At 71.0% G+C, this 22,646-nt stretch carries 21 protein-coding genes; 18 read left to right on the top strand and 3 right to left on the bottom strand.

Annotated features, from left to right (window positions below; all coding sequences use genetic code 11):
- The first annotated feature begins 265 nt into the window (after window positions 1-265).
- From ACOJUF_RS03180 to pflA, 4 genes are all read left to right on the top strand, one after another.
- Entirely contained in the window at window positions 266-2,986 is a 2,721-nt protein-coding gene (locus ACOJUF_RS03180) for a glycosyltransferase family 2 protein (RefSeq protein ID WP_420120416.1), read from the top strand.
- Window positions 2,983-4,599: a chitinase gene (locus tag ACOJUF_RS03175; protein ID WP_420120415.1), complete on the top strand. Its 1,617-nt coding sequence runs from the start codon at window positions 2,983-2,985 to the stop codon at window positions 4,597-4,599. Before ACOJUF_RS03180 ends, ACOJUF_RS03175 begins: the two co-directional genes overlap by 4 nt.
- Window positions 4,600-4,832: 233 nt before the next feature.
- Window positions 4,833-7,112 (top strand): formate C-acetyltransferase, encoded by a 2,280-nt coding sequence (gene pflB, locus ACOJUF_RS03170; RefSeq protein ID WP_420120414.1) that lies wholly within the window; start codon window positions 4,833-4,835, stop codon window positions 7,110-7,112.
- 4 nt (window positions 7,113-7,116) lie between these two features.
- Entirely contained in the window at window positions 7,117-7,953 is an 837-nt protein-coding gene (pflA, locus tag ACOJUF_RS03165) for a pyruvate formate-lyase-activating protein (protein WP_420120413.1), read from the top strand.
- Here pflA and ACOJUF_RS03160 read toward each other — a convergent pair.
- Both ACOJUF_RS03160 and ACOJUF_RS03155 read right to left on the bottom strand, forming a co-directional pair.
- A complete protein-coding gene (locus tag ACOJUF_RS03160) occupies window positions 7,947-8,324 on the bottom strand; it encodes a hypothetical protein (protein WP_420120412.1) in 378 nt (125 codons plus the stop codon). The two genes, pflA and ACOJUF_RS03160, sit on opposite strands and share 7 nt — an antisense overlap.
- A 38-nt stretch (window positions 8,325-8,362) precedes the next feature.
- Window positions 8,363-8,971 carry a maleylpyruvate isomerase family mycothiol-dependent enzyme gene (locus ACOJUF_RS03155; RefSeq protein ID WP_420120411.1) on the bottom strand — a complete coding sequence of 203 codons (609 nt, stop codon included), beginning with the start codon at window positions 8,969-8,971 and terminating at the stop codon, window positions 8,363-8,365.
- A 68-nt stretch (window positions 8,972-9,039) separates the two neighbouring features.
- On the opposite strand from ACOJUF_RS03155, the gene ACOJUF_RS03150 reads away from it, so the two are divergent.
- Both ACOJUF_RS03150 and ACOJUF_RS03145 read left to right on the top strand, forming a co-directional pair.
- Window positions 9,040-9,468 carry a MarR family winged helix-turn-helix transcriptional regulator gene (locus tag ACOJUF_RS03150; protein WP_420120410.1) on the top strand — a complete coding sequence of 143 codons (429 nt, stop codon included), beginning with the start codon at window positions 9,040-9,042 and terminating at the stop codon, window positions 9,466-9,468.
- 45 nt (window positions 9,469-9,513) lie between these two features.
- The gene (locus ACOJUF_RS03145) at window positions 9,514-10,875 is read left to right on the top strand and encodes an MFS transporter (RefSeq protein WP_420120409.1); all 1,362 of its coding nucleotides are present in this window, start codon (window positions 9,514-9,516) and stop codon (window positions 10,873-10,875) included.
- A gap of 240 nt (window positions 10,876-11,115) precedes the next feature.
- Here the strand turns inward: ACOJUF_RS03145 and ACOJUF_RS03140 are convergent, their stop codons facing one another.
- Window positions 11,116-12,234: a polyprenyl synthetase family protein gene (locus tag ACOJUF_RS03140; RefSeq protein WP_420120408.1), complete on the bottom strand. Its 1,119-nt coding sequence runs from the start codon at window positions 12,232-12,234 to the stop codon at window positions 11,116-11,118.
- Window positions 12,235-12,267: 33 nt separating this feature from the next.
- On the opposite strand from ACOJUF_RS03140, the gene metF reads away from it, so the two are divergent.
- The 12 genes from metF to ACOJUF_RS03080 form a co-directional block, all read left to right on the top strand.
- Window positions 12,268-13,155, top strand: coding sequence for a methylenetetrahydrofolate reductase [NAD(P)H] (metF, locus tag ACOJUF_RS03135; RefSeq protein ID WP_420120407.1), 888 nt, complete (start codon window positions 12,268-12,270; stop codon window positions 13,153-13,155).
- A gap of 3 nt (window positions 13,156-13,158) precedes the next feature.
- A complete protein-coding gene (locus ACOJUF_RS03130) occupies window positions 13,159-14,652 on the top strand; it encodes a potassium/proton antiporter (protein ID WP_420120406.1) in 1,494 nt (497 codons plus the stop codon).
- 60 nt (window positions 14,653-14,712) lie between these two features.
- Entirely contained in the window at window positions 14,713-15,297 is a 585-nt protein-coding gene (gene lspA / locus ACOJUF_RS03125; RefSeq protein ID WP_420120405.1) for a signal peptidase II, read from the top strand.
- Window positions 15,290-16,213 (top strand): RluA family pseudouridine synthase, encoded by a 924-nt coding sequence (locus ACOJUF_RS03120; protein WP_420120404.1) that lies wholly within the window; start codon window positions 15,290-15,292, stop codon window positions 16,211-16,213. The genes lspA and ACOJUF_RS03120 overlap by 8 nt, the downstream gene beginning before the upstream one ends.
- A gap of 41 nt (window positions 16,214-16,254) precedes the next feature.
- Window positions 16,255-16,563 carry an ArsR/SmtB family transcription factor gene (locus ACOJUF_RS03115; RefSeq protein ID WP_420120403.1) on the top strand — a complete coding sequence of 103 codons (309 nt, stop codon included), beginning with the start codon at window positions 16,255-16,257 and terminating at the stop codon, window positions 16,561-16,563.
- Window positions 16,563-16,949 carry a VOC family protein gene (locus ACOJUF_RS03110; protein ID WP_420120402.1) on the top strand — a complete coding sequence of 129 codons (387 nt, stop codon included), beginning with the start codon at window positions 16,563-16,565 and terminating at the stop codon, window positions 16,947-16,949. Before ACOJUF_RS03115 ends, ACOJUF_RS03110 begins: the two co-directional genes overlap by 1 nt.
- A gap of 78 nt (window positions 16,950-17,027) precedes the next feature.
- Window positions 17,028-18,665 (top strand): glucose-6-phosphate isomerase, encoded by a 1,638-nt coding sequence (gene pgi, locus ACOJUF_RS03105; protein WP_420120401.1) that lies wholly within the window; start codon window positions 17,028-17,030, stop codon window positions 18,663-18,665.
- 232 nt (window positions 18,666-18,897) lie between these two features.
- Complete coding sequence (locus ACOJUF_RS03100; protein ID WP_420120418.1) at window positions 18,898-20,910, top strand: alpha-1,4-glucan--maltose-1-phosphate maltosyltransferase; 2,013 nt, start codon at window positions 18,898-18,900, stop codon at window positions 20,908-20,910.
- 2 nt (window positions 20,911-20,912) lie between these two features.
- Window positions 20,913-21,149, top strand: a complete 237-nt coding sequence (locus tag ACOJUF_RS03095) for a LapA family protein (protein ID WP_420120400.1) — start codon at window positions 20,913-20,915, stop codon at window positions 21,147-21,149.
- Window positions 21,150-22,100 (top strand): hypothetical protein, encoded by a 951-nt coding sequence (locus ACOJUF_RS03090; protein ID WP_420120399.1) that lies wholly within the window; start codon window positions 21,150-21,152, stop codon window positions 22,098-22,100.
- A gap of 90 nt (window positions 22,101-22,190) precedes the next feature.
- Complete coding sequence (locus ACOJUF_RS03085; RefSeq protein WP_420120398.1) at window positions 22,191-22,448, top strand: hypothetical protein; 258 nt, start codon at window positions 22,191-22,193, stop codon at window positions 22,446-22,448.
- Window positions 22,449-22,507: 59 nt separating this feature from the next.
- Window positions 22,508-22,646 (top strand): PHP domain-containing protein (locus ACOJUF_RS03080; RefSeq protein ID WP_420120417.1); only part of this gene is annotated, 139 nt, incomplete at its 3' end.

Here is a 22,646-nt window from a genome sequence, read left to right as displayed (position 1 = left end):
CCCGCCCCGCCCCCCCCCCCCCCGGGGCGCGGGCGCCCCCCCCCGGCCGCGCCCCCGGCTCCGGCCGTTCACCGGTCGGACCCGTTGACGCCGACGGTCCCGATCCTGTCCAGGCCGGGCGACGAAACCTGCCTCGTTGCGCGATGTTTTGATCATGTGCGATACCCTGAATGGGTGTAATACACCCGTTTGACCCGTCCGATTGAAGCCACTCGGACGAGTGTGAACGGTGGTGACTCCACGTGAGCGGGGGCAGGAGAAGCAGATGATCGGCGACGTTGACGCGCCCGCACCAGCCGCCATCCCGACCAATCCGGACGGGCCCAAACGGCAACGCGGATCGGACCTGCGGGACAAGCCGCTGCCACCGGTGGCTCCGCCGGCCAGCGACTGGCTGATCGCCATCGGCCGGATCGCGATCATCTTCACGATCCTGGCCTGGCTGGCCTACGTCTTCGGATACTTCATCACCGGCATCATCAACAGCTCGTACCAGAACAACATCGACTTCCTGGTCGAGACGATCGTCTACGTCGGCATCACCTCGGTGCTGGCGCTGTCGGCGCTGCTCTACCTGGTCGCCCGGCAGGGGGCGCTGTACCGCAGCCGGGCCCACCGGCGGGTGCCGCGGGCCGTCATCGACGGCTTCTTCGACACCACCCTGCCGACCATGACCGTGCTCGTGCCGTCCTACCGCGAGGAGATCGCGGTGGTGCGCAAGACGCTGCTCTCGGCCCTGATGCAGGAGTACCCCTTCCTGCGTGTGGTGCTGCTGCTCGACGACCCGCCCAACCCGGGTTCCGCGGCGAACAAGGCGTTGCTGGAGGGGGCGCGGGCGTTGCCGGGGGAGCTGGAGGAGTGGCTCAGCGAGCCGCGCGAGCGGTTCGCCCGCACCCTCGAGCAGTTCGAGATGTCCGAGCTGGAGGACCCCGAGCCGGAGCAGGTGCTGGTCCAGATGCGAGAGCTGGCCGGCGAGTTCGCCTGGGCGGTGCAGTGGCTGCGGATGCGGATCGCCGAGGAGCCGATCGCCGACCACGTCGACAAGTTCTTCGCCGAGCAGGTGCTCGGCGCCCTGGCCGACGACTTCGAGGCGGTCGGCGCCGCCCTCGTCGCCGGGGCCGACGACCAGAGCCCGCTGCCCCGGGCCCGGATGCTGCAGCTGCACCGCCGGCTGGCCTGGACCTTCCGCGGGGAGGTGACCTCCTTCGAGCGCAAGCTGTACTCCTCGCTCTCCCAGGAGGCGAACAAGGCGATGAACCTCAACAGCTACATCGGCCTGATGGGCCACAGCTACGAGGTGAAGGAGACCCCGCAGGGCAAGGTGCTCTCCACCGCGGGCGCGTCGGGCTCGGTGATGATCCCGGATGCCGATTTCATCCTGACCCTGGACGCCGACAGCATCGTGCTGCCGGAGTACTGCCTGCGCCTGGTGTACGTGATGTGCCAGCCGGAGAACGCCAAGCTCGCCGTCATCCAGACCCCGTACTCGGCCTTCCCCGGTTCGCCCACCCGGATGGAGCGCCTGTCCGGGGCGACCACCGACCTGCAGCACATCGTGCACCAGGGGATGAGCTACTACGGCGCCACGTTCTGGGTCGGCGCCAACGCGGTGATCCGCAAGCGCGCGCTGGACGACATCGTCGAGATCGAGCATCAGGGCGGGTTCGAGATCCGCCGCTACGTCATGGACCGGACGGTCATCGAGGACACCGAGTCCAGCGTCGACATGGCGATCCACGGCTGGTGGCTGCTGAACTACCCGGAGCGGCTGAGCTATTCGGCGACCCCGCCGGACTTCGGGTCCCTGTGCATCCAGCGCCGCCGGTGGGCCAACGGCGGGCTGATCATCATGCCCAAGCTGTGGACGCTGCGGCAGACGCGCAGCAAGCGCGCCCAGAACAACCGGGCGCTGGAGACGCTGCTGCGGGTCAACTACCTCGCCTCGACCTGCTGGAGCAGCTTCGCCCTGGTGCTGCTGCTGGTGTACCCGTTCAACAACCGGCTGTTGAGCCCGCTGGTGCTGCTGGCCGCGCTGCCGTACTTCGCCGCGATGTCCTCGGACCTCAAGCGCTGCGGCTACAAGCGGATGGACATCTTCCGGGTCTACGGCTTCAACCTCATCCTGCTGCCGGTCAACCTGGCCGGGGTGTTCAAGTCGATCCAGCAGGCGATCACCGGACGCCGGATCCCGTTCGCCCGCACGCCCAAGGTCGCCAACCGGACCGCGACTCCGCTGCTGTTCGCGTTCAGCCCGTTCGTGATCATCGGCTGGTCGGTCTGGACCGCCTGGCGGGGGTGGGTCAACGGCTTCTGGGGCAACTTCGTCTTCGGGGCGTTCAACGCCACGACGGCCGCCTACGCGCTGGTCGCCCTGGTCGGGGTCCGTTTCGCCCTCGTCGACGTCTGGCTGGGCTTCGTCGAACGGCTCTACGTGGACGACAAGCCGCGGGAAATCGTCCGGGTGCGCCGGCGGCGGGCCGCCCCGGAACCGTCCGCCCCCGGCTGGCGCGACGTGCTGTACCAGGGTGCCGCGGGCACGGCGACCGGCGAGTACGTGTCCGAGAGCGCTGGCATGTTCCGGATCCTGGCCGACGTGCCGGAGGCGCCGGTGCTCTACGGGCGGCGGTCGACCGACCGGGCGCCGCAGGGCTACGGGCGGCGGGCGACCGACCGGGTCGACGGCCCGGGCGATCCGGCGGCCGGCCGGCGGGAGGGTGATCAGGTCGCCTTCGGCCGCCGGGCCGGCGACCAGCAGAACTTCGGGCGCCGGGCCTCCGACCAGATCGACTTCGGCCGGCGGGCCGGCGACCAGACCGGGTTCGATCGGCGGGCCGGCGACCGGAACGGCGACGCGTCGGACCGCCGGTCCGGCGATCGGAACGGGGACGGGTTCGAGCGGCGGGGCGCCGACCGCAACGGCGACGGCGCGAACCGCCGGGCGGCCGACCGCCGGACGGACGGGGAACGGGCGGTCGATCAGTCGTGAACGAAGGGGACGTGCTCGACGCGGAGGCCACCGAGGCCCCGGCGAACGAGGAGGGCCGCCACCTGTCGTGGTTCCGGGTCTTCCTGGTCGTCGTGGTCGTGGCGGCGGCGATCGGCGGCAGCTGGTACTGGTTCCGGCAACAGGAGGAGGCGGCCGTGGCGGCGGTGGGACCGCCCTCGTGGTTCGCGCCCTATGTCGACATCACCTCGACGCCCAGCTACGCCTTCGAGGACGCCACCAGTTCCTCGGCGGTGCTGGCCTTCATCGTCAGCGCGCCGGACACCCCGTGCGACCCCAGCTGGGGCGGGGTGTACTCGATGGATCAGGCGTCCGACCAGCTGGACCTGGACCGCCGGGTGGCCCGGTTGCGGCAGCTCGGTGGGACGGTCTCGGTCTCCTTCGGCGGGGCGGCGAACTCGGAGCTGGCCATCGGCTGCACCGACCCGACCGCGTTGACGGCCGCATACGGCTCCGTCGTCGACCGGTACGACCTGACCGACATCGACCTGGACATCGAGGGTCAGGCGTCGATGACGGCCGAGGTCAATCAGCGGCGGGCGCAGGCGATCGCCGCGCTGGTGGCGCAACGCCAGGCCGCCGGCCACCCGCTGAACGTCTGGCTCACCCTGCCGGTGATCTCGACCGGGCTGACCGCCGAGGGTGAGGCGGTGGTGTCCTCGATGCTGGCCGGCGGGGTGCGGCCGGCCGGCATCAACGCCATGACGATGGACTACGGGGAGACGTTCCCGGAGGGGCGCACCATGGCCCAGCAGGGGGAGCTGGCGTTGACGGCGCTGCAGCAGCAGATCCGGGACGCCTGGTCGACGGCCGGTCTGGACCTGAGTGACGCCCAGGCCTGGAACCTGATCGGGGCGACCCCGATGATCGGCCAGAACGACGTGCCCACCGAGGTCTTCACCCTGGACGACGCCAGCCAGACGGTCGCGTTCGCCCAGCAGAACAAGCTCTCCCGGCTCTCCATGTGGTCGGCCAACCGGGATCAGGCGTGCGGGCCGAACTACCCCGACGTGAAGGTCGTGTCCGACGTCTGCAGCGGCATCCAGCAGCAGCCCGGGGCGTTCGGGGCGATCTTCGACCAGTTCGGCAGCGGGCAGGCGCGATCCACCGCGACCGACGCGCCGACGACCGGGACGACCGGCCCGTCGGCGGCCGCCTCGACCGGGGCGGGCGTACCGGCCCGGGCCACCACCAGTGAGATCGTCGACGACCCGGCCACCTCGCCGTACCAGATCTGGAACGAGAACCAGGGCTACACCAAGGGCACCAAGGTGGTCTGGCACAAGAACGTCTACCAGGCCAAGTGGTACACCCAGGGCGACCAGCCGGACCTGCCGGTGGCCAGCGCGGCGCAGTCGCCCTGGACCCTGATCGGTCCGGTGCTGCCCGGCGACACCCCGATTCCGACACCGACCCTGCCGGCCGGCACCTACCCGGAGTGGAACGCCACCGACGTGTACGTGGCGGGCAGCCGGGTGCTGCACGACGGCATCGGCTGGCAGGCCCGGTTCTGGTCGCAGGGCGACGTCCCCGGGGCGCCGCCGACCAGCCCGGACAAGCCCTCGCCCTGGGAGCTCATCACCCAGCCGAACTGAGCGGACGGCCCGGCGGCCGCGCCCGGGCCGGGCAGGGTCCGGGCGGTCGGGGTCGGGCCGGGGGACTGAGCTCCGTTTCGCGGGACGTATCTCCCGGTGCGGACGGTGGGCGAGCCTTCGGCAGGTGGACCGACGAACGGGACTTTGGACCGTATCGGCCGCGCCGCGGTCCACCTATGGTCAAACCAAATGCGAGACCCGAGAACGGCCAGTCCCACGAGGAGCCGAGGACCATGACCATTGCGACCCCCCGCCCGACCGACATCGACGTCACCCCGGACGCCTGGGCGGGCTTCGCCCCCGGCCCCTGGTCGGAGACGGTCGACGTGCGGGACTTCATCCAGCGCAACTACACCCCGTACGAGGGCCATGCCACCTTCCTGGCCGGGCCGACCGCGCGGACCACGGCGATCTGGCGGACGTTGGCCGGGATGTTCCCGGAGGAACGCGCCAAGGGCATCTTCGATGTGGACGCCTCGACTCCGTCGACGATCGTCTCGCACGCGCCGGGCTACATCGACAAGGACAACGAGATCATCGTCGGCCTGCAGACCGACGCCCCGCTCAAGCGCGCGATCATGCCCAACGGCGGCTGGCGGATGGTCGAGGACGCGCTCAAGACCTACGGCTACGAGCCCGACCCGATCGTGAAGAAGATCTTCACCACCTACCGCAAGACGCACAACCAGGGCGTCTTCGACGTGTACCCGCCGGACGTGCGGGCCGCCCGCCGGTCGCACATCATCACCGGCCTGCCGGACGCCTACGGCCGCGGACGGATCATCGGTGACTACCGCCGCGTCGCTCTGTACGGCGTGGACCGGCTGATCGCCGCCAAGCAGCGCGACCGCGCCGAGCTGGATGCCCGGCCGTCGGTCGAGGACGTGATCCGGGACCGCGAGGAGAACACCGAGCAGATCCGGGCCCTGCAGGAGCTGGTGCAGATGGCGGCCGGCTACGGCTGCGACGTGCGCCGTCCGGCGGCCACCGCGCAGGAGGCCGTCCAGTGGCTGTATCTGGCGTACCTGGCCGCGGTGAAGGAGCAGAACGGCGCGGCCATGTCCCTGGGCCGCACCTCCACCTTCCTGGACGTCTACCTGCAGCGGGATCTGGAGGCCGGCCTCATCACCGAGACCCGGGCCCAGGAGATGATCGACGATCTGGTCATCAAGCTGCGGATCGTCCGGTTCCTGCGCACCCCCGAGTACGACGCGCTGTTCTCCGGCGACCCGACCTGGGTGACCGAGTCGATCGGCGGCGTCGGTGAGGACGGGCGCCCGCTGGTCACCCGCACCTCGTTCCGGATGCTGCAGACCCTGTACAACCTGGGCCCCGCGCCGGAGCCGAACCTCACCGTGCTGTGGTCCGATCGGCTCCCGTACGGGTTCAAGGAGTTCTGCGCCAAGGTCTCCATCGACACCTCGGCCATCCAGTACGAGTCGGACGAGCTGATCCGCACCAACTGGGGCGACGACGCCGCCATCGCCTGCTGCGTGTCGGCGATGCGGGTCGGCAAGCAGATGCAGTTCTTCGGCGCCCGGGTGAACCTGGCCAAGACCCTGCTCTACGCGATCAACGGCGGCCGGGACGAGATCTCGGGCGACCAGGTCGTCCCGCCGGCCGTCCTGGCGGGCGGGCCGGTGGTCGGGGACACGCTGGACTACGCCGAGGTGCAGGCCCGGTTCGACGCGATGATGGACTGGCTGGCCGCCACCTACGTCGACGCGCTGAACTGCGTTCACTACATGCACGACAAGTACGCCTACGAGCGGCTGGAGATGGCGCTGCACGACCGGTCGATCCTGCGCACCCTGGCCTGCGGCATCGCCGGTCTGTCGGTCGTCGCGGACTCGCTGTCGGCGATCAAGTACGCCAAGGTCCATCCGGTCCGCGACGAGAGCGGCCTGATCACCGACTATCTCGTCGACGGCGAGTTCCCGACCTTCGGCAACGACGACGACCGGGTCGACGAGATCGCGGCCGGCGTGGTGCGCGAGTTCATGGAGAAGGTGCGCAACCGGCCGTCCTACCGTGGCGCCGTGCACACCCAGTCGGTGCTGACCATCACCTCGAACGTGGTGTACGGCAAGGCCACCGGCAACACGCCGGACGGCCGCCGGCGCGGTGAGCCGTTCGCGCCGGGGGCGAACCCGATGAACGGCCGCGACACGCACGGCATGCTGACCAGCGCGCTGTCGGTCGCGAAACTGCCGTACGACCAGGCGCAGGACGGGATCTCGTTGACCTCGACCGTCGTTCCGAGCAGCCTGGGACGCGACAAGGACGAGCAGGTCGGCAATCTCGTCGGTCTGCTGGATGCGTACATGGTCTCGCACGGGTTCCACATGAACGTCAACGTGCTCAACCGGGACACCCTGGAGGACGCGATGGCGCATCCCGAGAACTACCCGCAGCTGACCATCCGGGTCTCGGGCTACGCGGTCAACTTCGTCCGGCTGACCCGCGAACAGCAGCTCGACGTGCTGTCGCGGACGTTCCACGGAGCTCTGTGAGGTCATGACCGTCGCCCTGGGCACCCCGGCGGTCGGCCGGCGGCCGGCCGCCACCGACCCGGACCGGGACGCGCGGCTGGCCGCCGTGCGGGCCGGCACGCTCGGCAGCGTCCACTCCTGGGAGCTGGTCACCGCCGTCGACGGGCCCGGCACGAGGCTGACGTACTTCCTTTCCGGGTGTGCCCTGCGCTGCCTGTACTGCCAGAACCCGGACACCTGGAAGCTGCCGGACGGGGTCCCGACCACGATCGAGCAGGTCACGGCCCGCATCCGTCGGTACGCGCCGGTGCTGCGGGCCACCCACGGCGGGCTCACCGTCTCCGGGGGCGAGCCGCTGCTGCAGCCGGCCTTCCTGGGGCGGATGCTGGCCGCGGCCAAGGAGCTCGGCCTGCACACGGCCATCGACACCTCCGGCTTCCTGGGTGCCCGGGCCACCGACGAGCTGCTGGACGACGTCGATCTCGTCCTGCTCGACGTGAAATCGGGCCGGCCGGAGACCTACCGGATGGTGACCGGGCGGGAACTGGCACCGACCCTGGCGTTCGGCCGCCGGCTGGCCGATCGGGGCACCCGGATCTGGATCCGGTACGTGCTGGTCCCCGGCCTGACCGACGCCGCCGACAACGTCGCCGCCGTCGCCGACTACGTCGCCGAGCTCCAGCAGCGCGGGCCCGGCGGCGTGGTCGAACGGGTGGAGGTCCTGCCGTTCCACCAGATGGGCCGGGACAAGTGGCACCAGCTCGGGATCGCCTACCCGCTGGAGGACACCGGGTCGCCGTCGGCCGAGCTGGTCGAGCGGGTGCGCGGGCAGTTCCGGGCCCGGGGCCTGACGGTCTACTGACCCGCCGGGCCGTCGTCGGTCAGCAGCGTGACGATCTGCTGCAGGCCGGCGGCGGTCTGGTCGAGCTTGCCGCGCATCTCGGTGAAGCCGGCCCGCATCTCCGATTCCAGGCCGTCGATCCGCTCGTCCATCCGGTCGAACCGCTCATCCATCCGATCGAACCGCTCATCCATCCGGTCGAACCGCGCCGCCGTCTGGACGCCGAGCGCGTTGATCGCCCCGCGGTGGGCGTCGACCTTGACGCTCAACGACGACAGGTCACGATCATTCGCCGCGGCCAGGTGCCGGGCTGCCGCCGCGTCCGCCGCCACCTGCTGCATCTGGGTTTCCAGGGCGCTGACTCGCGCCTCGAGGTCGGGTCCCTTCGCCATACTGGGAGAATACGGCGCCGACGTCACCTGCCCAAGAGTTATCCACAATCTGTCCACACGGTCGGCCGCCCGGTCATGGTCAGCAGGATGTCCGCGATCGGCGCCCGGACCGCCTCGCCCTCGCCGATCTCGAAGTCGACATCGGTGGCCACGAAGCGGGTGCCGGGGTGGTGCCGCTGCGCGTCGTAGGGGAAGCCCCGGGTCCAGACGAAGGCGGCCGCGTCCCGGGCCGGCTGCGCCGGCATGGGGTGGGCGCGGCCCAACGGGATCGCGATGTCCTGGCTGTGCACGAGCACGTCGACCAGCGGATCCCGCGGCTTGGTGCCCGGCGGCCGCCGCCGGGACGTGGCCTGCCGTTCGTAACGGGCCATGATCCGCTCGGCCGGCCGCGATCCCTGCTCGCGGGCCAGCCGGTCCATCAACCGGTTGAAGTCGCCGCGGGCCCGGATCACTCCGGTCACCATGTCCAGCACGGAGTAGTCGCTGCTGGAGATCGTGTGCGCGGCCACGTCCCGGACGCGCCAGCCTGCGCACAGCGACGGCCGGTCCCAGTCGGCCGGGTCGAGCGAGCGCAGCAGCTCCAGCAGGCGCCCCCGCTCCCGGTGGATGGTGGTCCACAGCCGGTCGGCCTCGGTCGGGCTGGTCATCGCGCCCCCTCGATAGTAAGGTTTCCTGACCAAAGTAGTAAGGCGACCTGACCATGTCAAGGGGTCCGATGACCGAACCGAACGTGCCCACCCTGCTGTTCATCGCCTACCGGTCTGTCGAGAATCGGGTTCTGGCGGCTGTTCTCGACGCGGGCCATCCCATCACCCTGGCCCAGGCCCGCATCGTGCAACGCATCGGCCCGGACGGCACCCGGTTGACCCGGCTGGCCGAACAGGCCCAGGTCACCAAGCAGACCGCCGGTGCCCTGGTCGACCAACTGGTCGCCGCCGGCTACCTGGAACGACGTCCGGATCCGACCGACGCCCGGGCCCGGCTGATCGCCGTGAGCGAGCTGGGCACCCGGGTCTGGGCGATCGCCACGGCCGAGCTCGACCGGGTGCAGGCGGAATGGGCCCGGCACGTCGGCGCGGACCGCTGGGCCGAGCTGCACCGCACGCTGATCCGGCTCCGGGAGATCACCGACCCATACCGCTGAGCCGGTCGGGATTCACCGGGTGACGAACGGGGTACGGAGCGTGGCATGTCTGCACCCGATCGGCCGCCCACCCAGGCGCCGGTGAGCACGCACCGGGCGATCCTCAACACCGTCAAGGGCTCCGCCGGCAATCTGGTCGAGTGGTACGACGTCTACATCTACACGGTGTTCGCGGCGTACTTCGAGAACCAGTTCTTCGACTCGGCGGACAAGAATTCGACGATCTACGTGTACGGCATCTTCGCCGTCACCTTCGTCATGCGGCCGATCGGGTCCTGGTTCTTCGGCCGGTTCGCCGACCGCCGCGGCCGGCGGGCCGCCCTGACCGTCAGCATCACGCTGATGTCCGCCTGCTCGCTGGTCGTCGCGGTGATGCCGACGCGGGAGTCGATCGGCGCCTGGGCCGCCGTCATCCTGATCGCGGCCCGGCTCGTCCAGGGCTTCGCCACCGGCGGCGAGTACGGCACGTCGGCGACCTACATGTCCGAGGCGGCGACGGCGAACCGCCGCGGCTTCTTCTCCTCGTTCCAGTATGTCACCCTGGTCGGTGGGCACGTCCTGGCCCAGTTCACGCTGCTGATCCTGATCAGCGTTATGTCCACCGACGCGATCAAGGACTGGGGCTGGCGGATCGGCTTCCTCATCGGGGCGATCGCGGCGCTGGTCGTGCTCTGGATGCGCCGCACGATGGACGAGTCGCTCTCGGCCGAGCATCTGGCGGCGGTGAAGTCGGGCCAGGACAGCTCGTCGGGATCGATGCGGACGCTGGTCACCCGATACTGGCGGCCCCTGCTGTGGGTGTTCCTGGTGACGGCCGGCGGCACCATCGCGTTCTACACCTACAGCGTCAACGCCCCGGCGATCATCAAGAAGACGTTCGGCGAAAACGGCGCGACGGCGGCGACCTGGGTCAACCTGCTCGGCCTGATCCTGCTGATGGCCATCCAGCCGATCGGCGGCCTGATCAGCGACCGGGTCGGCCGCAAGCCGCTGCTGGTGTTCTTCGGGGTGGGCGGCGTGCTCTACACCTGGGTGCTGATCACCTACCTGCCGCAGACCACGTCGCCGGTCACCGCGTTCCTGTTGACCGCGATCGGCTACGTGATCCTGACCGGTTACACCTCGGTCAACGCGATCGTCAAGGCCGAGGTCTTCCCGGCCTCGGTGCGGGCGCTGGGTGTCGGCCTGGGCTACGCGGTGGCCAACTCGCTGTTCGGCGGCACCGCGCCGGTCATCTACCAGGCCCTCTCGGCCGCCGGGGCGACCACCTGGTTCATCGTCTACGTCACCGCGGTGATCGCGGTCAGCCTGGTCGTCTACATCTTCTTCATGCGCAACCGGGCCGTCACCGCGCTCGACCGCGAGCAGGGCACCGCGTGGGCGCGGGCCACGGTGCCGGCGCGCTGACCGGCCTTCTCGTTCCTTACGACCGTTAGTTCCGAAAGGCAGACACCGGGCGAAGGTCGCGGCAGGCTCATGACAGAGCGGTTCGGACGCCCCGGATCGCGACATCCACCACAGGCCAGCCGGCACGCCGCCGGCCCGGGCACCCAGCGAAGAACCCCGAGACGCATGCCGCGGACCGGGGTTCTTGGCTTGTCCGGGTCCGGTCGGCGGGTCGGGTCCGGTCGGCACCGGGGTCGGGGGCTAGCGGGAGCGCGCCGTCGCCTTGTCCGCCAGTTCGGTCAACCGCTCGTGCACCGGATCGGGCAGGTCGGGCGCCGCGTCGAGCGCCGCCAGCGCGGACTCCACCAGCGTGGCGATGCGGTCCTCCACCGCCTCGACCGCGCCGGTGCCGGCGATGACCGCGGCCAGCCGGGGGGCGTCGGCGTCGGACCGGCCGACCCCGTCGTCCAACGCGGCCAGCGCGGCCGCTCCGTCCGGGTCGGCGGCGAGTCCGGCCCGGGCCCGGGCGAGGAGCATCGTCCGCTTGCCCTCGGCCAGGTCGTCGCCGGCCGGCTTGCCGGTCACCGCCGGGTCGCCGAAGACCCCCAGCAGATCGTCCCGGAGCTGGAACGCCACCCCGATGTCGGCGCCGTAGCCGCGCAGCGCGGCGATCGTCGCCGCCCCGGCCCCGGCCAGCGCCGCCCCCAGATGCAGCGGCCGCTCCACGGTGTAGGCGGCCGTCTTGTACCGGTTGACCAGCAGGGCGTCCCGCTCCTGCGCGGCCGGGTCGTCCACGACCGACGCGGTGACGGCCAGATCGAGCAGCTGGCCGGCCAGCACCTCGGTGCGCATCGCCCGCCAGACCGGGGCGGCCGCGGAGAGGGCGCCCAGGCGCTCGGCGCCGTCCAGGAACAGGTCGTCGGCCCAGGCCAGGGCCAGGTCGCCGAGCAGGATGGCCACCGAGACGCCGTAGTGGTCCGGGTCACCGGCCAGCCCGGCGCCGGCGTGCTGCCCGGCGACCGCGCGGTGCGTGGCGGGCCGACCGCGGCGCCGCTCCGAGCGGTCGATGACGTCGTCGTGCAACAGCGCGCAGGCCTGCAGGAACTCCAGCGCGGCGCCGACGCGCAGCGCCGCATCGGCCCGGTGGCCGGCCTCAGGGCCGCCGCCGGCCCGCCACCCGCACCACAGGAACTCCGGGCGGATCCGCTTCCCGCCGTCGGACACGAAATCGACCAGCAGGTCCAGCGACCCGGCCAGCCGGCCGTCGATGGACAGCACGTCGGCGCGGCGGCGGTCGAGCTCGCCGGCGATCACCTCGTGCAGTCGGTCGGCCCGGGAACGGTCGGCGGCGGGGGTCACGCGACCAGTGTGCCGGTTCATCCCATCGTGATCGGTGCCGGATAGGCTCGGACGATGCCCACGGTTGCCGACAGACTGGCCGCGCCGGGACCCCATTTCTCGGTCGAGTTCATGCCGCCCCGCAGCGATGCGGACGAGGACGTGCTGTGGCGCTCGGTGCGCCGGCTCGAGCCCCTGCGCCCGGCGTTCGTGTCCGTCACCTACGGCGCCGGCGGGTCCCGCCGGGAGCGGACGATCCGCATCACCCAGCGGATCGCCGAGGAGACCACGTTGCTGCCGGTCGCCCACCTGACCGCCGTCGGCCACTCGGTGGCGGAACTGCGCCAGGTGATCGGGTCCTACGCGGCCGTCGGGGTGCACAACATCCTGGCCCTGCGCGGCGACCCGCCGGGGGACCCGAACGGCGAGTGGGTGGCCCACCCCCAGGGCCTGGAGTACACCGGGCAGCTGGTCGCGCTGGCCCGGTCGCTCGGCGAGTTCAGCGTCGGCGTCGCGGCCTACCCGGACAAGCATCCGCGGTCGCCCGACCTGGCGTCGGACACCCGGTTCCTGGTCGACAAGATCAACGCCGGGGCCGACTACGCGATCACCCAGATGCTGTTCTCGACCGGCGACTACGTCGGGCTGCGGGACCGGATGGCGCGCGCGGGCGCCACCGTCCCCGTCCTGCCGGGCATCATGCCGGTCACCTCGCACGCCCGGCTGATGCGGATCGTCGAGCTCTCGGGCCAGCGGATCCCCGCCGACCTGGCCGACCGGCTGTACGCCGTCCGGGACGATCCCGAGGCGGGCCGCGCGATCGGCATGGAGCACGCGGTGCGGATGAGCGAGGAGCTGCTGGCCGAGGGCGCGCCGTGCCTGCACTTCTACACGTTCAACCGGTCGAAGGCGACCATCGAGGTGCTCGCCGCCCTGGGCATGACCCCAGCGCTGCGCCGGTAACAGATGGACCTGGGCACCCCCGAAGCGGTCTTCGCCATCGCGTCCCTGGTCCTGCTGCTCTCGGTCGTCGCGGTCCGGCTGTCCCGCCGGTTCGGCACCCCGACCCTGCTGCTCTACCTGGGCATCGGGATGGTGCTGGGCATCGACAGCCTGGGCATCGACCTGGACAACACGTTGCTCACCGAGCATCTCGGCTTCGTCGCCCTGGTGTTCATCCTGGCCGAGGGCGGCCTGACCACCCGGTGGGAGAACGTCCGGCCGGCCCTGGGCCTGGGCATCTCGCTGGCCACCGTGTCGGTCGTCGTCTCGGTCGCGGTCGCCGGCACCGGGGTGTTCCTGCTGATGGGGTTCGACTGGCGCACGGCGCTGCTGTGGGGGGCGGTGCTGTCCAGCACCGACGCCGCGGCGGTGTTCTCCGTGCTGCGCGGGGTGGGGGTCAAGCCCCGGCTCTCGGCCGCCCTGGAGCTGGAGTCCGGCCTCAACGACGCGCCGGTGGTCATCGCCGTGGTGTTGCTGGCCGGCACGTCGGAGATCACCTGGCTCGACCCGTTGCTGGTCGTCTACGAGCTCATCGCCGGGGCGATCATCGGCGCGGCCATCGGTTTCGGCGGGGCCTGGGTGATGCGCCGCGAGGCCCTGCCGGCGGCCGGCCTGTACCCGCTGGCGACGATCGCGCTGATCGGCGGCGCCTACGCGGTCGGCGTGTTCGCCCACGCGTCGGGCTTCCTGGCCTGCTACGTCGCGGCGGTGATCCTGGGCAACGCCCGCGTCCCGCACCGGTCGGCGACCCTGTCCTTCGCCGAGGGTCTCGGCTGGGTCGCGCAGATCGGCCTGTTCGTCATGCTCGGCCTGTACGTCGACCCGACCACCCTGCTGCCGGCCCTGGTGCCGGGCCTGCTGATCGGCCTGTGGGTGCTGCTGGTCGCCCGGCCGCTGTCGGTGGTCGCCGCCGCGCTGCCGTTCCGCCTGCCCTGGCAGGAGCAGGCGTTCCTGTCCTGGTCCGGACTGCGCGGCGCGGTGCCGATCGTGCTGGCGATGATCCCGCTGATGAACGGGGTCGAGTACTCCGGCCTGCTGCTCGACGTCATCGTGGTGGTGGTGGTCACCTACACGCTGCTGCAGGGCACCACGCTGCCCTGGGTGGCCCGGACGCTGGGCGTCGTCCAGTCCGGCCAGGCCCTGGAGGTCCAGCTCGAGGCGGCCCCGCTGGACGAGATGGACGCCCACGTCCTGCAGGTCACGATCCCGGAGAAGTCCAAGCTGCACGGCGTCTACATCGCCCAGCTGCGACTGCCGGTACCGGCGACCATCTCGCTGCTCATGCGGAACGGCGAGCCGGTCCACCTGAACCCCAACATCCGGCTGCAGTCGGGGGACCAACTGTTGATCGTCGCGCCCGAGCCGGTGCGGGCCGCCACCGAGCGCCGGTTGCGGGCCGTTGGCCGGGGCGGGCCGTTGGCCACCTGGTTCGGCGACCGCGGCGACCGGGACGACTGACCGGGGCCGGCCGGGCCGCGCGGTCCCGGGGACCCGACCGACTCTGGGAGACTGGGCGGCGTGACCGAGCAGCCCGACGACGCCCCGCCCGAGACCCGGGAGGAGCCGGTCCCGGCCCCGCCCCTGCCGCCGCGCAAGGTCGGCCTGCTCGCCGCCATCGCCTCCGTGGTCGTGATCCTGGATCTGATCAGCAAGATCGTCATCGTGGCCACCCTCACGCCGGGGGAGCCCGTGCGGATCCTCGGCGGCCTGGTCTACCTCTCGCTGATCCGCAACCCCGGTGCGGCGTTCTCCATGGCCACCGGCATGACCTGGGTGCTGGCGCTCATCGCGATCGGCGTGGTCGTCTTCATCATCCGGATGGCGCCGCGCCTGCGGTCCACCCCGTGGGCGATCTCCCTCGGGCTGGTGCTGGGCGGCGCGATCGGCAACCTGATCGACCGGATCTTCCGCTCGCCCGGCTTCCTGCAGGGCCACGTCGTGGACTTCGTCTCGGTGTTCGGGCCCAATGCGGAGTACTTCCCGGTGTTCAACGTGGCCGACTCGGCCATCACCATCGGCGGGATCAGCCTGGTCGTCACCGCCCTGCTGGGCCTCGATTTCGACGGCACGCGCACCCGGTCGGGGAAGGCGAAGGATGCCTGACGTCCGCCGGCTCCCGGTGCCCGACGGCCTGGCCGGCATGCGGCTGGACGCCGGTGTCTCGCGGCTGCTGGGCCTGTCCCGGACGACCGTCGCCGAGATGATCGACGCCGGCGACGTGCTGGTCGACGGCGCGCCGGCCGCCCGATCCAGCAAGATGACCGTCGACAGCTGGCTGGAGATCACCCTGCCGGAGCCGGAGCGGCCGCCCGCCGTCGTCCCGCAGACCGTCGAGGGGCTGTCGGTGCTGTACCGGGACGCCGACATCGTGGTCGTGGACAAACCGGTCGGCGTGGCCGCGCACCCCTCACCCGGCTGGAACGGACCCACGGTGCTGGGCGCGCTGGCCGGCCTGGGCATCGCGGTGACCACCAGCGGGGCGGCCGAGCGGCAGGGGATCGTGCACCGGCTCGACGTCGGCACGACCGGCGCCATGGTGGTCGCCCTGTCCGAGCGGGCCTACACCACGCTCAAGGCGGCGTTCAAGGAGCGCACGGTCGAGAAGGTCTACCATGCGCTGGTGCAGGGCCACCCCGACCCGAGCGCGGGCACCATCGACGCGCCCATCGGCCGGCATCCCAGCTCGGACTGGAAGTTCGCCGTGGTCGCCGGCGGCCGGGACAGCGTCACCCACTACGCCACCCTGGAGGCCTTCCCGGCGGCCAGCCTGCTCGAGGTGCACCTGGAGACCGGCCGCACCCACCAGATCCGCGTGCACTTCGCCGCGCTGCGCCACCCGTGCGTGGGGGACCGCACCTACGGCGCGGACCCGACGCTGGCCGACCGGCTCGGGCTGCACCGGCAGTGGCTGCACGCCCGCACGCTCGGCTTCGCCCACCCCGACGACGGGCGCTGGGTGGAGTTCACCAGCCCGTACCCGGCCGACCTGGCCCACGCGCTCGAGGTCCTCGCCGGCTGAGGCTGGACAGGCAAGTGTTCACTTGCCTATCGTGGCGTGGTGTGGCCGAATCCGCCGGTTCCGACGCCCTGTTCCGGGCGCTGGCCGACCCTACCCGCCGGATCATCCTCGACGAGCTGGTGCAGCGGGACGGCCAGTCGCTGTTCGAGATCTGCGCCCGGCTGGCCATGCGGCACGGCATCGGCTCGTCCCGGCAGGCGATCTCCCAGCACCTGGCCGTGCTCGAGGCGGCCGGACTCGTCCGGGCCGAGAAGGCCGGCCGGACCAAGCTGCACCACCTGACCACCGCGCCGCTGGGTGAGATCACCCGGCGGTGGCCCGTCGCACCCGCTCCCGAGGAGGAGAACTGATGCTCCGGATCAGCGTCACCAGCGTGTTCGTCGACGACCAGGCCAAGGCCCTGGCGTTCTACACCGACAAGCTCGGCTTCGCGCCGCGGACCGACGTCCCGGCCGGGGAGGCGCGGTGGCTCACCGTCGGCGACGACCACTCCGACGTCGAGCTGCTGCTGGAACCGAACGGGCACCCGGCGGCCCGGGCGTACCAGCAGGCGCTGGTGGCCGACGGCATCCCGTGCGCCCAGTTCGCGGTCGACGACCTCGCCGCCGTGCATGCCGAGCTGGTCGGCCGGGGAGTCGAGTTCACCCTGCCGCCGACCGCGATGGGGCCGGTCACCGTGGCGGTGCTGGACGACACCTGCGGCAACCTGATCCAGCTCGTGCAGATGAACGGCTGACCACCGGCGGGTGACCGGCCGCCGGCCCGGCACGCCATCGACTGCGACCGTCGGGGCGTCCCGGTAGGTTCTGAAACCATGACCTACACCGTCCCGGAACCCCTTCGTCAGCGCCCGGCGTTCCAGGCCCTGCACCGGCATTTCGAGCAGCTGCGCGACGCCACGCTGGCCGAGCTGTTCGCCGCCGACGCCGCCCGCGGCACCAGCCTGTCGCTCGAGGCCGAAGGCATCTACCTGGACTACTCCAAGCACCGGGTGACCGCCGAGACCATCGACCTGCTGGTCGCGCTGGCCCAGGAGTCGAAGCTGGCCGACCTGCGGGCCGACATGTTCGCCGGGGAGCACATCAACATCACCGAGGACCGCGCGGTGCTGCACGTCGCGCTGCGCGCCCCGCAGGGCGAGGTCATCGAGACCGACGGGTCCGACGTGGTGCCGGACGTGCACGAGGTGCTGGGCCGGATGGCGGCGTTCGCCGAGAAGATCCGGTCGCGGGAGTGGACCGGGCACACCGGCAAGCCGATCGTCAACATCGTCAACATCGGCATCGGCGGCAGCGACCTGGGTCCGGTCATGGCCTACGAGGCGCTGCGGCACTACTCCGACCGCGGCCTGACCTTCCGCTTCGTCTCCAACGTCGACGGCACCGACTTCGCCGAGAAGACCCACGACCTGGACCCGGAACAGACGCTGTTCATCGTCTCGTCCAAGACGTTCACCACGCTGGAGACGATGACCAACGCGCACACCGCGCGGGACTGGGCGCTGGCCACGCTGGGCGACGAGGCCGCCGTGGCCAAGCATTTCGTCGCGGTGTCGACCAATGCCGATGCGGTCACCGCGTTCGGCATCGACACGGCCAACATGTTCGGCTTCTGGAACTGGGTGGGCGGCCGGTACTCGATGGAGTCCGCGATCGGCCTGTCCACGATGATCGCCATCGGCCCGGAGAACTACGCCGACCTGCTGGCCGGCTCGCACGCCATCGACGAGCACTTCCGGACGGCGCCGCTGCACGAGAACCTGCCGGTCCTGATGGGCCTGCTGACGTTCTGGTACACCGAGTTCTTCGGCGCCCAGACCCAGGCCGTGCTGCCCTACGACCAGTACCTGGTCCGGTTCCCGGCCTACCTGCAGCAGCTGACGATGGAGTCCAACGGCAAGCACGTCACGCTGGGCGGGGCGAAGGTGGACTACAGCACCTGCCCGGTCTACTGGGGGGAGCCCGGCACGAACGGGCAGCACTCCTTCTACCAGCTGATCCACCAGGGCACGCTGCTCATCCCGGTCGACTTCATCGCGTTCGCGCACTCGTTGAACCCGCTGGGCGATCACCACGACTACCTGACCTCCAACGTCTTCGCCCAGGGCGAGGCGCTGGCGTTCGGCAAGACCGCCGAGCAGGTCCGGGCCGAGGGGGTGGCGGAGGAACTGGTGCCGTTCAAGGTCTTCGAGGGCAACCGCCCCTCGTCCACCTTCCTGATCGAGAAGTTGACCCCGTACGTGCTCGGGCAGCTCGTCGCGCTCTACGAGCACAGCGTGTTCACCCAGGGTGCGGTCTGGTCCATCGGGTCGTTCGACCAGTGGGGTGTCGAACTGGGCAAGCAGCTGGCCCAGCGGGTGATCCCCGAACTCCAGGCGGCGGACGAACCCGACCTGGCCCACGACAGTTCGACCAACGAGCTGATCCGCCGGTACCGCGCGGCTCGGGGCTGATCGCATGCCTCCTCGCGCGAAGAAGCCGGTCGTGAGCACCGACCCGGCGGTCGCCGCCGACACCCCGGCCACCGTCCCCGACACCGTCCCGGCCGCGCCGAAGGCCGCTGCCAAGCCCAAGGCCCCGGCCAAGCCGAGGGCGCCCCGGGCCCCGCGCAAGCCGGCCGCCTCGAAGGCGGTCGCGACGGCCCCGGCGACCCCCGAGGCCGCCGCGCCGGCGCCGCCCCGCCGGGTGCCGCCGACGGTCGGCACCCGGCCGCTGGGCCGGATCCCGGTCGCCGACGTCTTACCGGTCGTCGACGGGGGCACCCGGCCGTCGAAGTCGGTGGTGGGGGAGGAGTTCGAGATCACCGCCACCGTGTACCGCGAGGGCCACGATGCGGTGAACGCCAACGTGGTGCTCACCGCACCCGACGGCACCACCACCACCCTGCCGATGACCTGCATCAACCCGGGCCTGGACCACTGGACGGTGACGGTCAGCGCGCCGACCGAGGGTCTGTGGTCGTACCGGGTCGAGGGCTGGTCCGACCCGTACGGCACCTGGCACCACGACGCGTCGATCAAGGTCGCCGCCGACGTGGACACCGTGGTGATGCTGGAGGAGGGTGCGCGGGTCCTGGAACGGGCGTTGGCCGAAGGCGGGCGCACCCCGGAGCAGGCCGCCGTGCTGCACGACGCCATCTGGAAGCTGCGGGACGACACGCACTCGCCGGGGAACCGCCTGCGCGGCGGGGTGTCCCGCGACGTCGAGCAGGAGATGGCGGCCCGGCCGCTGCGCGACTACGTCTCGGCCAGCCCGGACTACCCGTGGCTGGTGGAGCGCGAGCGGGCGCTGTACGGCGCCTGGTACGAGTTCTTCCCGCGGTCGGAGGGCTGCTGGTTCGACGAGTCGACCGGCCTGTGGCACAGCGGCACCTTCGCCACCGCCGCCGAGCGGCTGCCGGCCGTGGCCGGGATGGGCTTCGACGTCATCTACCTGACGCCGATCCACCCGATCGGCCGGGTCAACCGCAAGGGCCCGAACAACACGCTGATCGTCGACGAGCACGATCCGGGTTCGCCCTACGCGATCGGCGCCGCCGAGGGCGGCCACGACGCCATCCACCCCGAGCTCGGCACGTTCGCCGACTTCGACGCATTCGTCGCCCGGGCCCGCGAGCTGGGCCTGGAGGTGGCGCTGGACATCGCCCTGCAGTGCGCGCCGGACCACCCGTGGGTGACCGAGCATCCCGAGTGGTTCACCACCCGCAACGACGGCACGATCGCCTACGCCGAGAACCCGCCGAAGAAGTATCAGGACATCTACCCGCTGAACTTCGACAACGACCGGGAGGGCATCTACGCCGAGATCCGGCGCGTCGTCCAGGTCTGGCTCGACCACGGGGTCCGGATCTTCCGGGTGGACAACCCGCACACCAAGCCGGTCGAGTTCTGGGAGTGGCTGATCGGCGACGTCGCCCTGGACTACCCGGAGACGATCTGGCTGGCCGAGGCGTTCACCCGGCCGGCGATGATGCACGGGCTGGCCAAGGTCGGCTTCCAGCAGTCGTACACCTACTACGCCTGGCGCAACGAGAAGTGGGACCTGGAGAGCTACTGCCAGGAGCTGGCCCGCGACTCCGCGCACTACATGCGGCCCAGCTTCTGGCCGACCACGCACGACATCCTCACCCCGTACATGACGCACGGCGGGCCGGCGGCCTGGAAGGTGCGGGCGGCCCTGGCCGCGACGCTGGTGCCGACGTACGGCATCTACGCCGGGTACGAGCTGATGGAGGCGCAGCCCCGGCCGGGCGCGCAGGAGCAGATCGACAACGAGAAGTACGAGTTCAAGAACCGGCACTGGGAGGACTACGAGCAGTACGGACCCAAGTCCGGGCAGTCGATCGGCTGGTGGCTCGCGCTGATCAACCGGATCCGCCGGGAACACCCGACCCTGCACTGGATCCGCAACCTGCGCTTCCACAACGCCGAGAACTCCAACGTCATGGTCTTCTCCAAGCGGCGGGTGCTGCCCGACGGCACCGACGACACGATCGTCGTGGTCGCCAACCTGGACCCGCACCACAACCAGGGATCCTGGTTCCACCTGAACATGCCCGAGCTGGGGCTGGGCTGGGACGACTCGTTCCCGGCGCACGACCTGGTCACCGGGGCCACCTGGCACTGGTCGCAGCACAACTGGAGCTGGTTGGGTCCGGAGAACGAGCCCGTTCATATCGTGCAGGTGGGACGATACTGACCATGACCGAGTACAACACCGCTCCGGAGAAGAGGGGCGGTGGGCTGTCCGGGAGGGCGATCGGCGGGATCGTCATCGCTCTCCTGGTCGTCGTGTTCATCGCCATCAACCGGGACCAGGTCGAGCTGTCGCTGCTGTTCTTCACCCTGAACACGTCGCTGTGGGTCGCCCTGACCATCGCCGCGGTGGGCGGGCTGCTGGCCGGCTTCCTGATCGGCCGCAAGCGGTACAAGCGCTGAGTGGGTGACGACCGGATCGCCGTGCTGTTCGTGCACGGCGTCGGGATTCGCGAGCCCGACTACGCGCGGACCGCGATCGCCCAGTTGCGCAAGCAGTTCCGGGTCGCCACCGGCCACCCGGACGCCGACCGGGACCTGGTGATCGAGTCGGCGTACTGGGCCCCGGCGGTGGTCGAGCGGGAGGATCGGCTCGGACGCCGCGCGGTGCCCGGGTTCGCCTCCGGCTGGTTCTCGACGATGAACCGGCTGACCCAGAAGGTGGCCACCGGCTCGACCGCGGCGCTGGTACCGCTGGCGGTGTCCGGCCTGGTCCGGCACGTGCCGGGGATCCCGCGCATGCACTGGCCCACCCTGCGCTGGGCGGTGACCAACTTCGTCGGCGACGTGGTCGCCTACCAGGTGTCACCACACACCCGCGAGGTCTACGACGCGGTGCACGAGCGGGTCCGCGAGGCGTTGGACCGGCTGGCCGACCGGGCGCCGGACGCGCCGCTGTTCGTCGTCGCGCACAGCCTGGGCAGCGTGATCGCCGCGGATCACTTCTACGACCTGAGCAAGGGTCGCCGCACCGCCGGCACGGCGCTGTCCGGCGGGCAGACGCTGACCGGCTTCTACACCCTGGGCAGCCCCATCGCGCTCTGGACGCAGCGGGACGGCGACTTCGCCCGGCCGCTGCGGATCCCGGCCCGGACGAGCCCGGACCCCGTGCTGGCCGCGGCCGCCGAGTGGATCAACTTCTACGACGCCGACGACGTCCTGTCCTTCCCGCTCAAGGGCCTGTCGCAGGAGTGGGACGAGGCGGTGGACGAGGACCGATCGGTGTCGGTGGGGGCCCCCATCATCGGCATGTCGCCCGTCTCGCACGTCGCCTACTGGAACGACGCCGCGGTGATCCGGCCGATCGCCAACAGCATCGCCTGGCTGTGGAACGCGCGCCGATCCGGGACCTAATACTCTTCCCCCGTGGATCCAGCGCGGGGCACTCTGGAGTGATCGTCATCGACGCCGATCCGGAACGAGCAGGTGAAAGGACGGCGTGCGGTGGACGGTCGCATGGACATCTCGGAGTTGCAGCGCAGGGTCGATGCGGTGGAGAGTGCCGCCGCCGCGCATCGGGTCAGTGAACGCCGGCTGTCCGACGAGCTCAACCGGCTGGCCGAGCACCTGATCGGGGAGAACGCGCCCGAGCTGCAGCAGTACAAGCAGCGCATCCAGGCCCTGGCCGTCCGGGTGGATCCGTCCGCCCACGCCGCGGACGACGTGCAGGTCTACCTCGAAACCTACTGCCACTACCGCTGACCCGACGCGCATGCGCGACGCGCCCGGAGCTGTCGGCGGCCCGTGCTAAGAACTAGAGCGTGAGCAACACCGACTCCTTCGTCCACCTGCACGTGCACACCGAGTACTCGATGCTCGACGGCGCGGCCAGGCTGGGGGAGCTGTTCGCCCGCACCGCCGAGCTGGGCATGCCGGCGCTGGCCATGACCGACCACGGCA

This window comes from Nakamurella sp. (assembly GCF_048594475.1).
Classification (GTDB): domain Bacteria; phylum Actinomycetota; class Actinomycetes; order Mycobacteriales; family Nakamurellaceae; genus Nakamurella.
The sequence above is the reverse complement of the archived record's forward strand: the minus strand, read 5'-3'. Positions and strand labels throughout refer to the sequence as shown.

Bases quoted from the DNA above. Each gene is read 5' to 3' on its own strand.
- metF (WP_420120407.1), top strand. From the start codon at position 12,268: ATGCCCACGGTTGCCGACAGACTGGCCGCGCCGGGACCCCATTTCTCG.
- ACOJUF_RS03120 (WP_420120404.1), top strand. From the start codon at position 15,290: ATGCCTGACGTCCGCCGGCTCCCGGTGCCCGACGGCCTGGCCGGCATG.
- pflB (WP_420120414.1), top strand. From the start codon at position 4,833: ATGACCATTGCGACCCCCCGCCCGACCGACATCGACGTCACCCCGGAC.
- ACOJUF_RS03180 (WP_420120416.1), top strand. From the start codon at position 266: ATGATCGGCGACGTTGACGCGCCCGCACCAGCCGCCATCCCGACCAAT.
- ACOJUF_RS03150 (WP_420120410.1), top strand. From the start codon at position 9,040: ATGACCGAACCGAACGTGCCCACCCTGCTGTTCATCGCCTACCGGTCT.
- ACOJUF_RS03155 (WP_420120411.1), bottom strand. From the start codon at position 8,971: ATGACCAGCCCGACCGAGGCCGACCGGCTGTGGACCACCATCCACCGG.
- ACOJUF_RS03160 (WP_420120412.1), bottom strand. From the start codon at position 8,324: ATGGCGAAGGGACCCGACCTCGAGGCGCGAGTCAGCGCCCTGGAAACC.
- ACOJUF_RS03140 (WP_420120408.1), bottom strand. From the start codon at position 12,234: ATGAACCGGCACACTGGTCGCGTGACCCCCGCCGCCGACCGTTCCCGG.
- pflA (WP_420120413.1), top strand. From the start codon at position 7,117: ATGACCGTCGCCCTGGGCACCCCGGCGGTCGGCCGGCGGCCGGCCGCC.
- ACOJUF_RS03095 (WP_420120400.1), top strand. From the start codon at position 20,913: ATGACCGAGTACAACACCGCTCCGGAGAAGAGGGGCGGTGGGCTGTCC.
- ACOJUF_RS03145 (WP_420120409.1), top strand. From the start codon at position 9,514: ATGTCTGCACCCGATCGGCCGCCCACCCAGGCGCCGGTGAGCACGCAC.
- ACOJUF_RS03130 (WP_420120406.1), top strand. From the start codon at position 13,159: ATGGACCTGGGCACCCCCGAAGCGGTCTTCGCCATCGCGTCCCTGGTC.
- pgi (WP_420120401.1), top strand. From the start codon at position 17,028: ATGACCTACACCGTCCCGGAACCCCTTCGTCAGCGCCCGGCGTTCCAG.
- ACOJUF_RS03110 (WP_420120402.1), top strand. From the start codon at position 16,563: ATGCTCCGGATCAGCGTCACCAGCGTGTTCGTCGACGACCAGGCCAAG.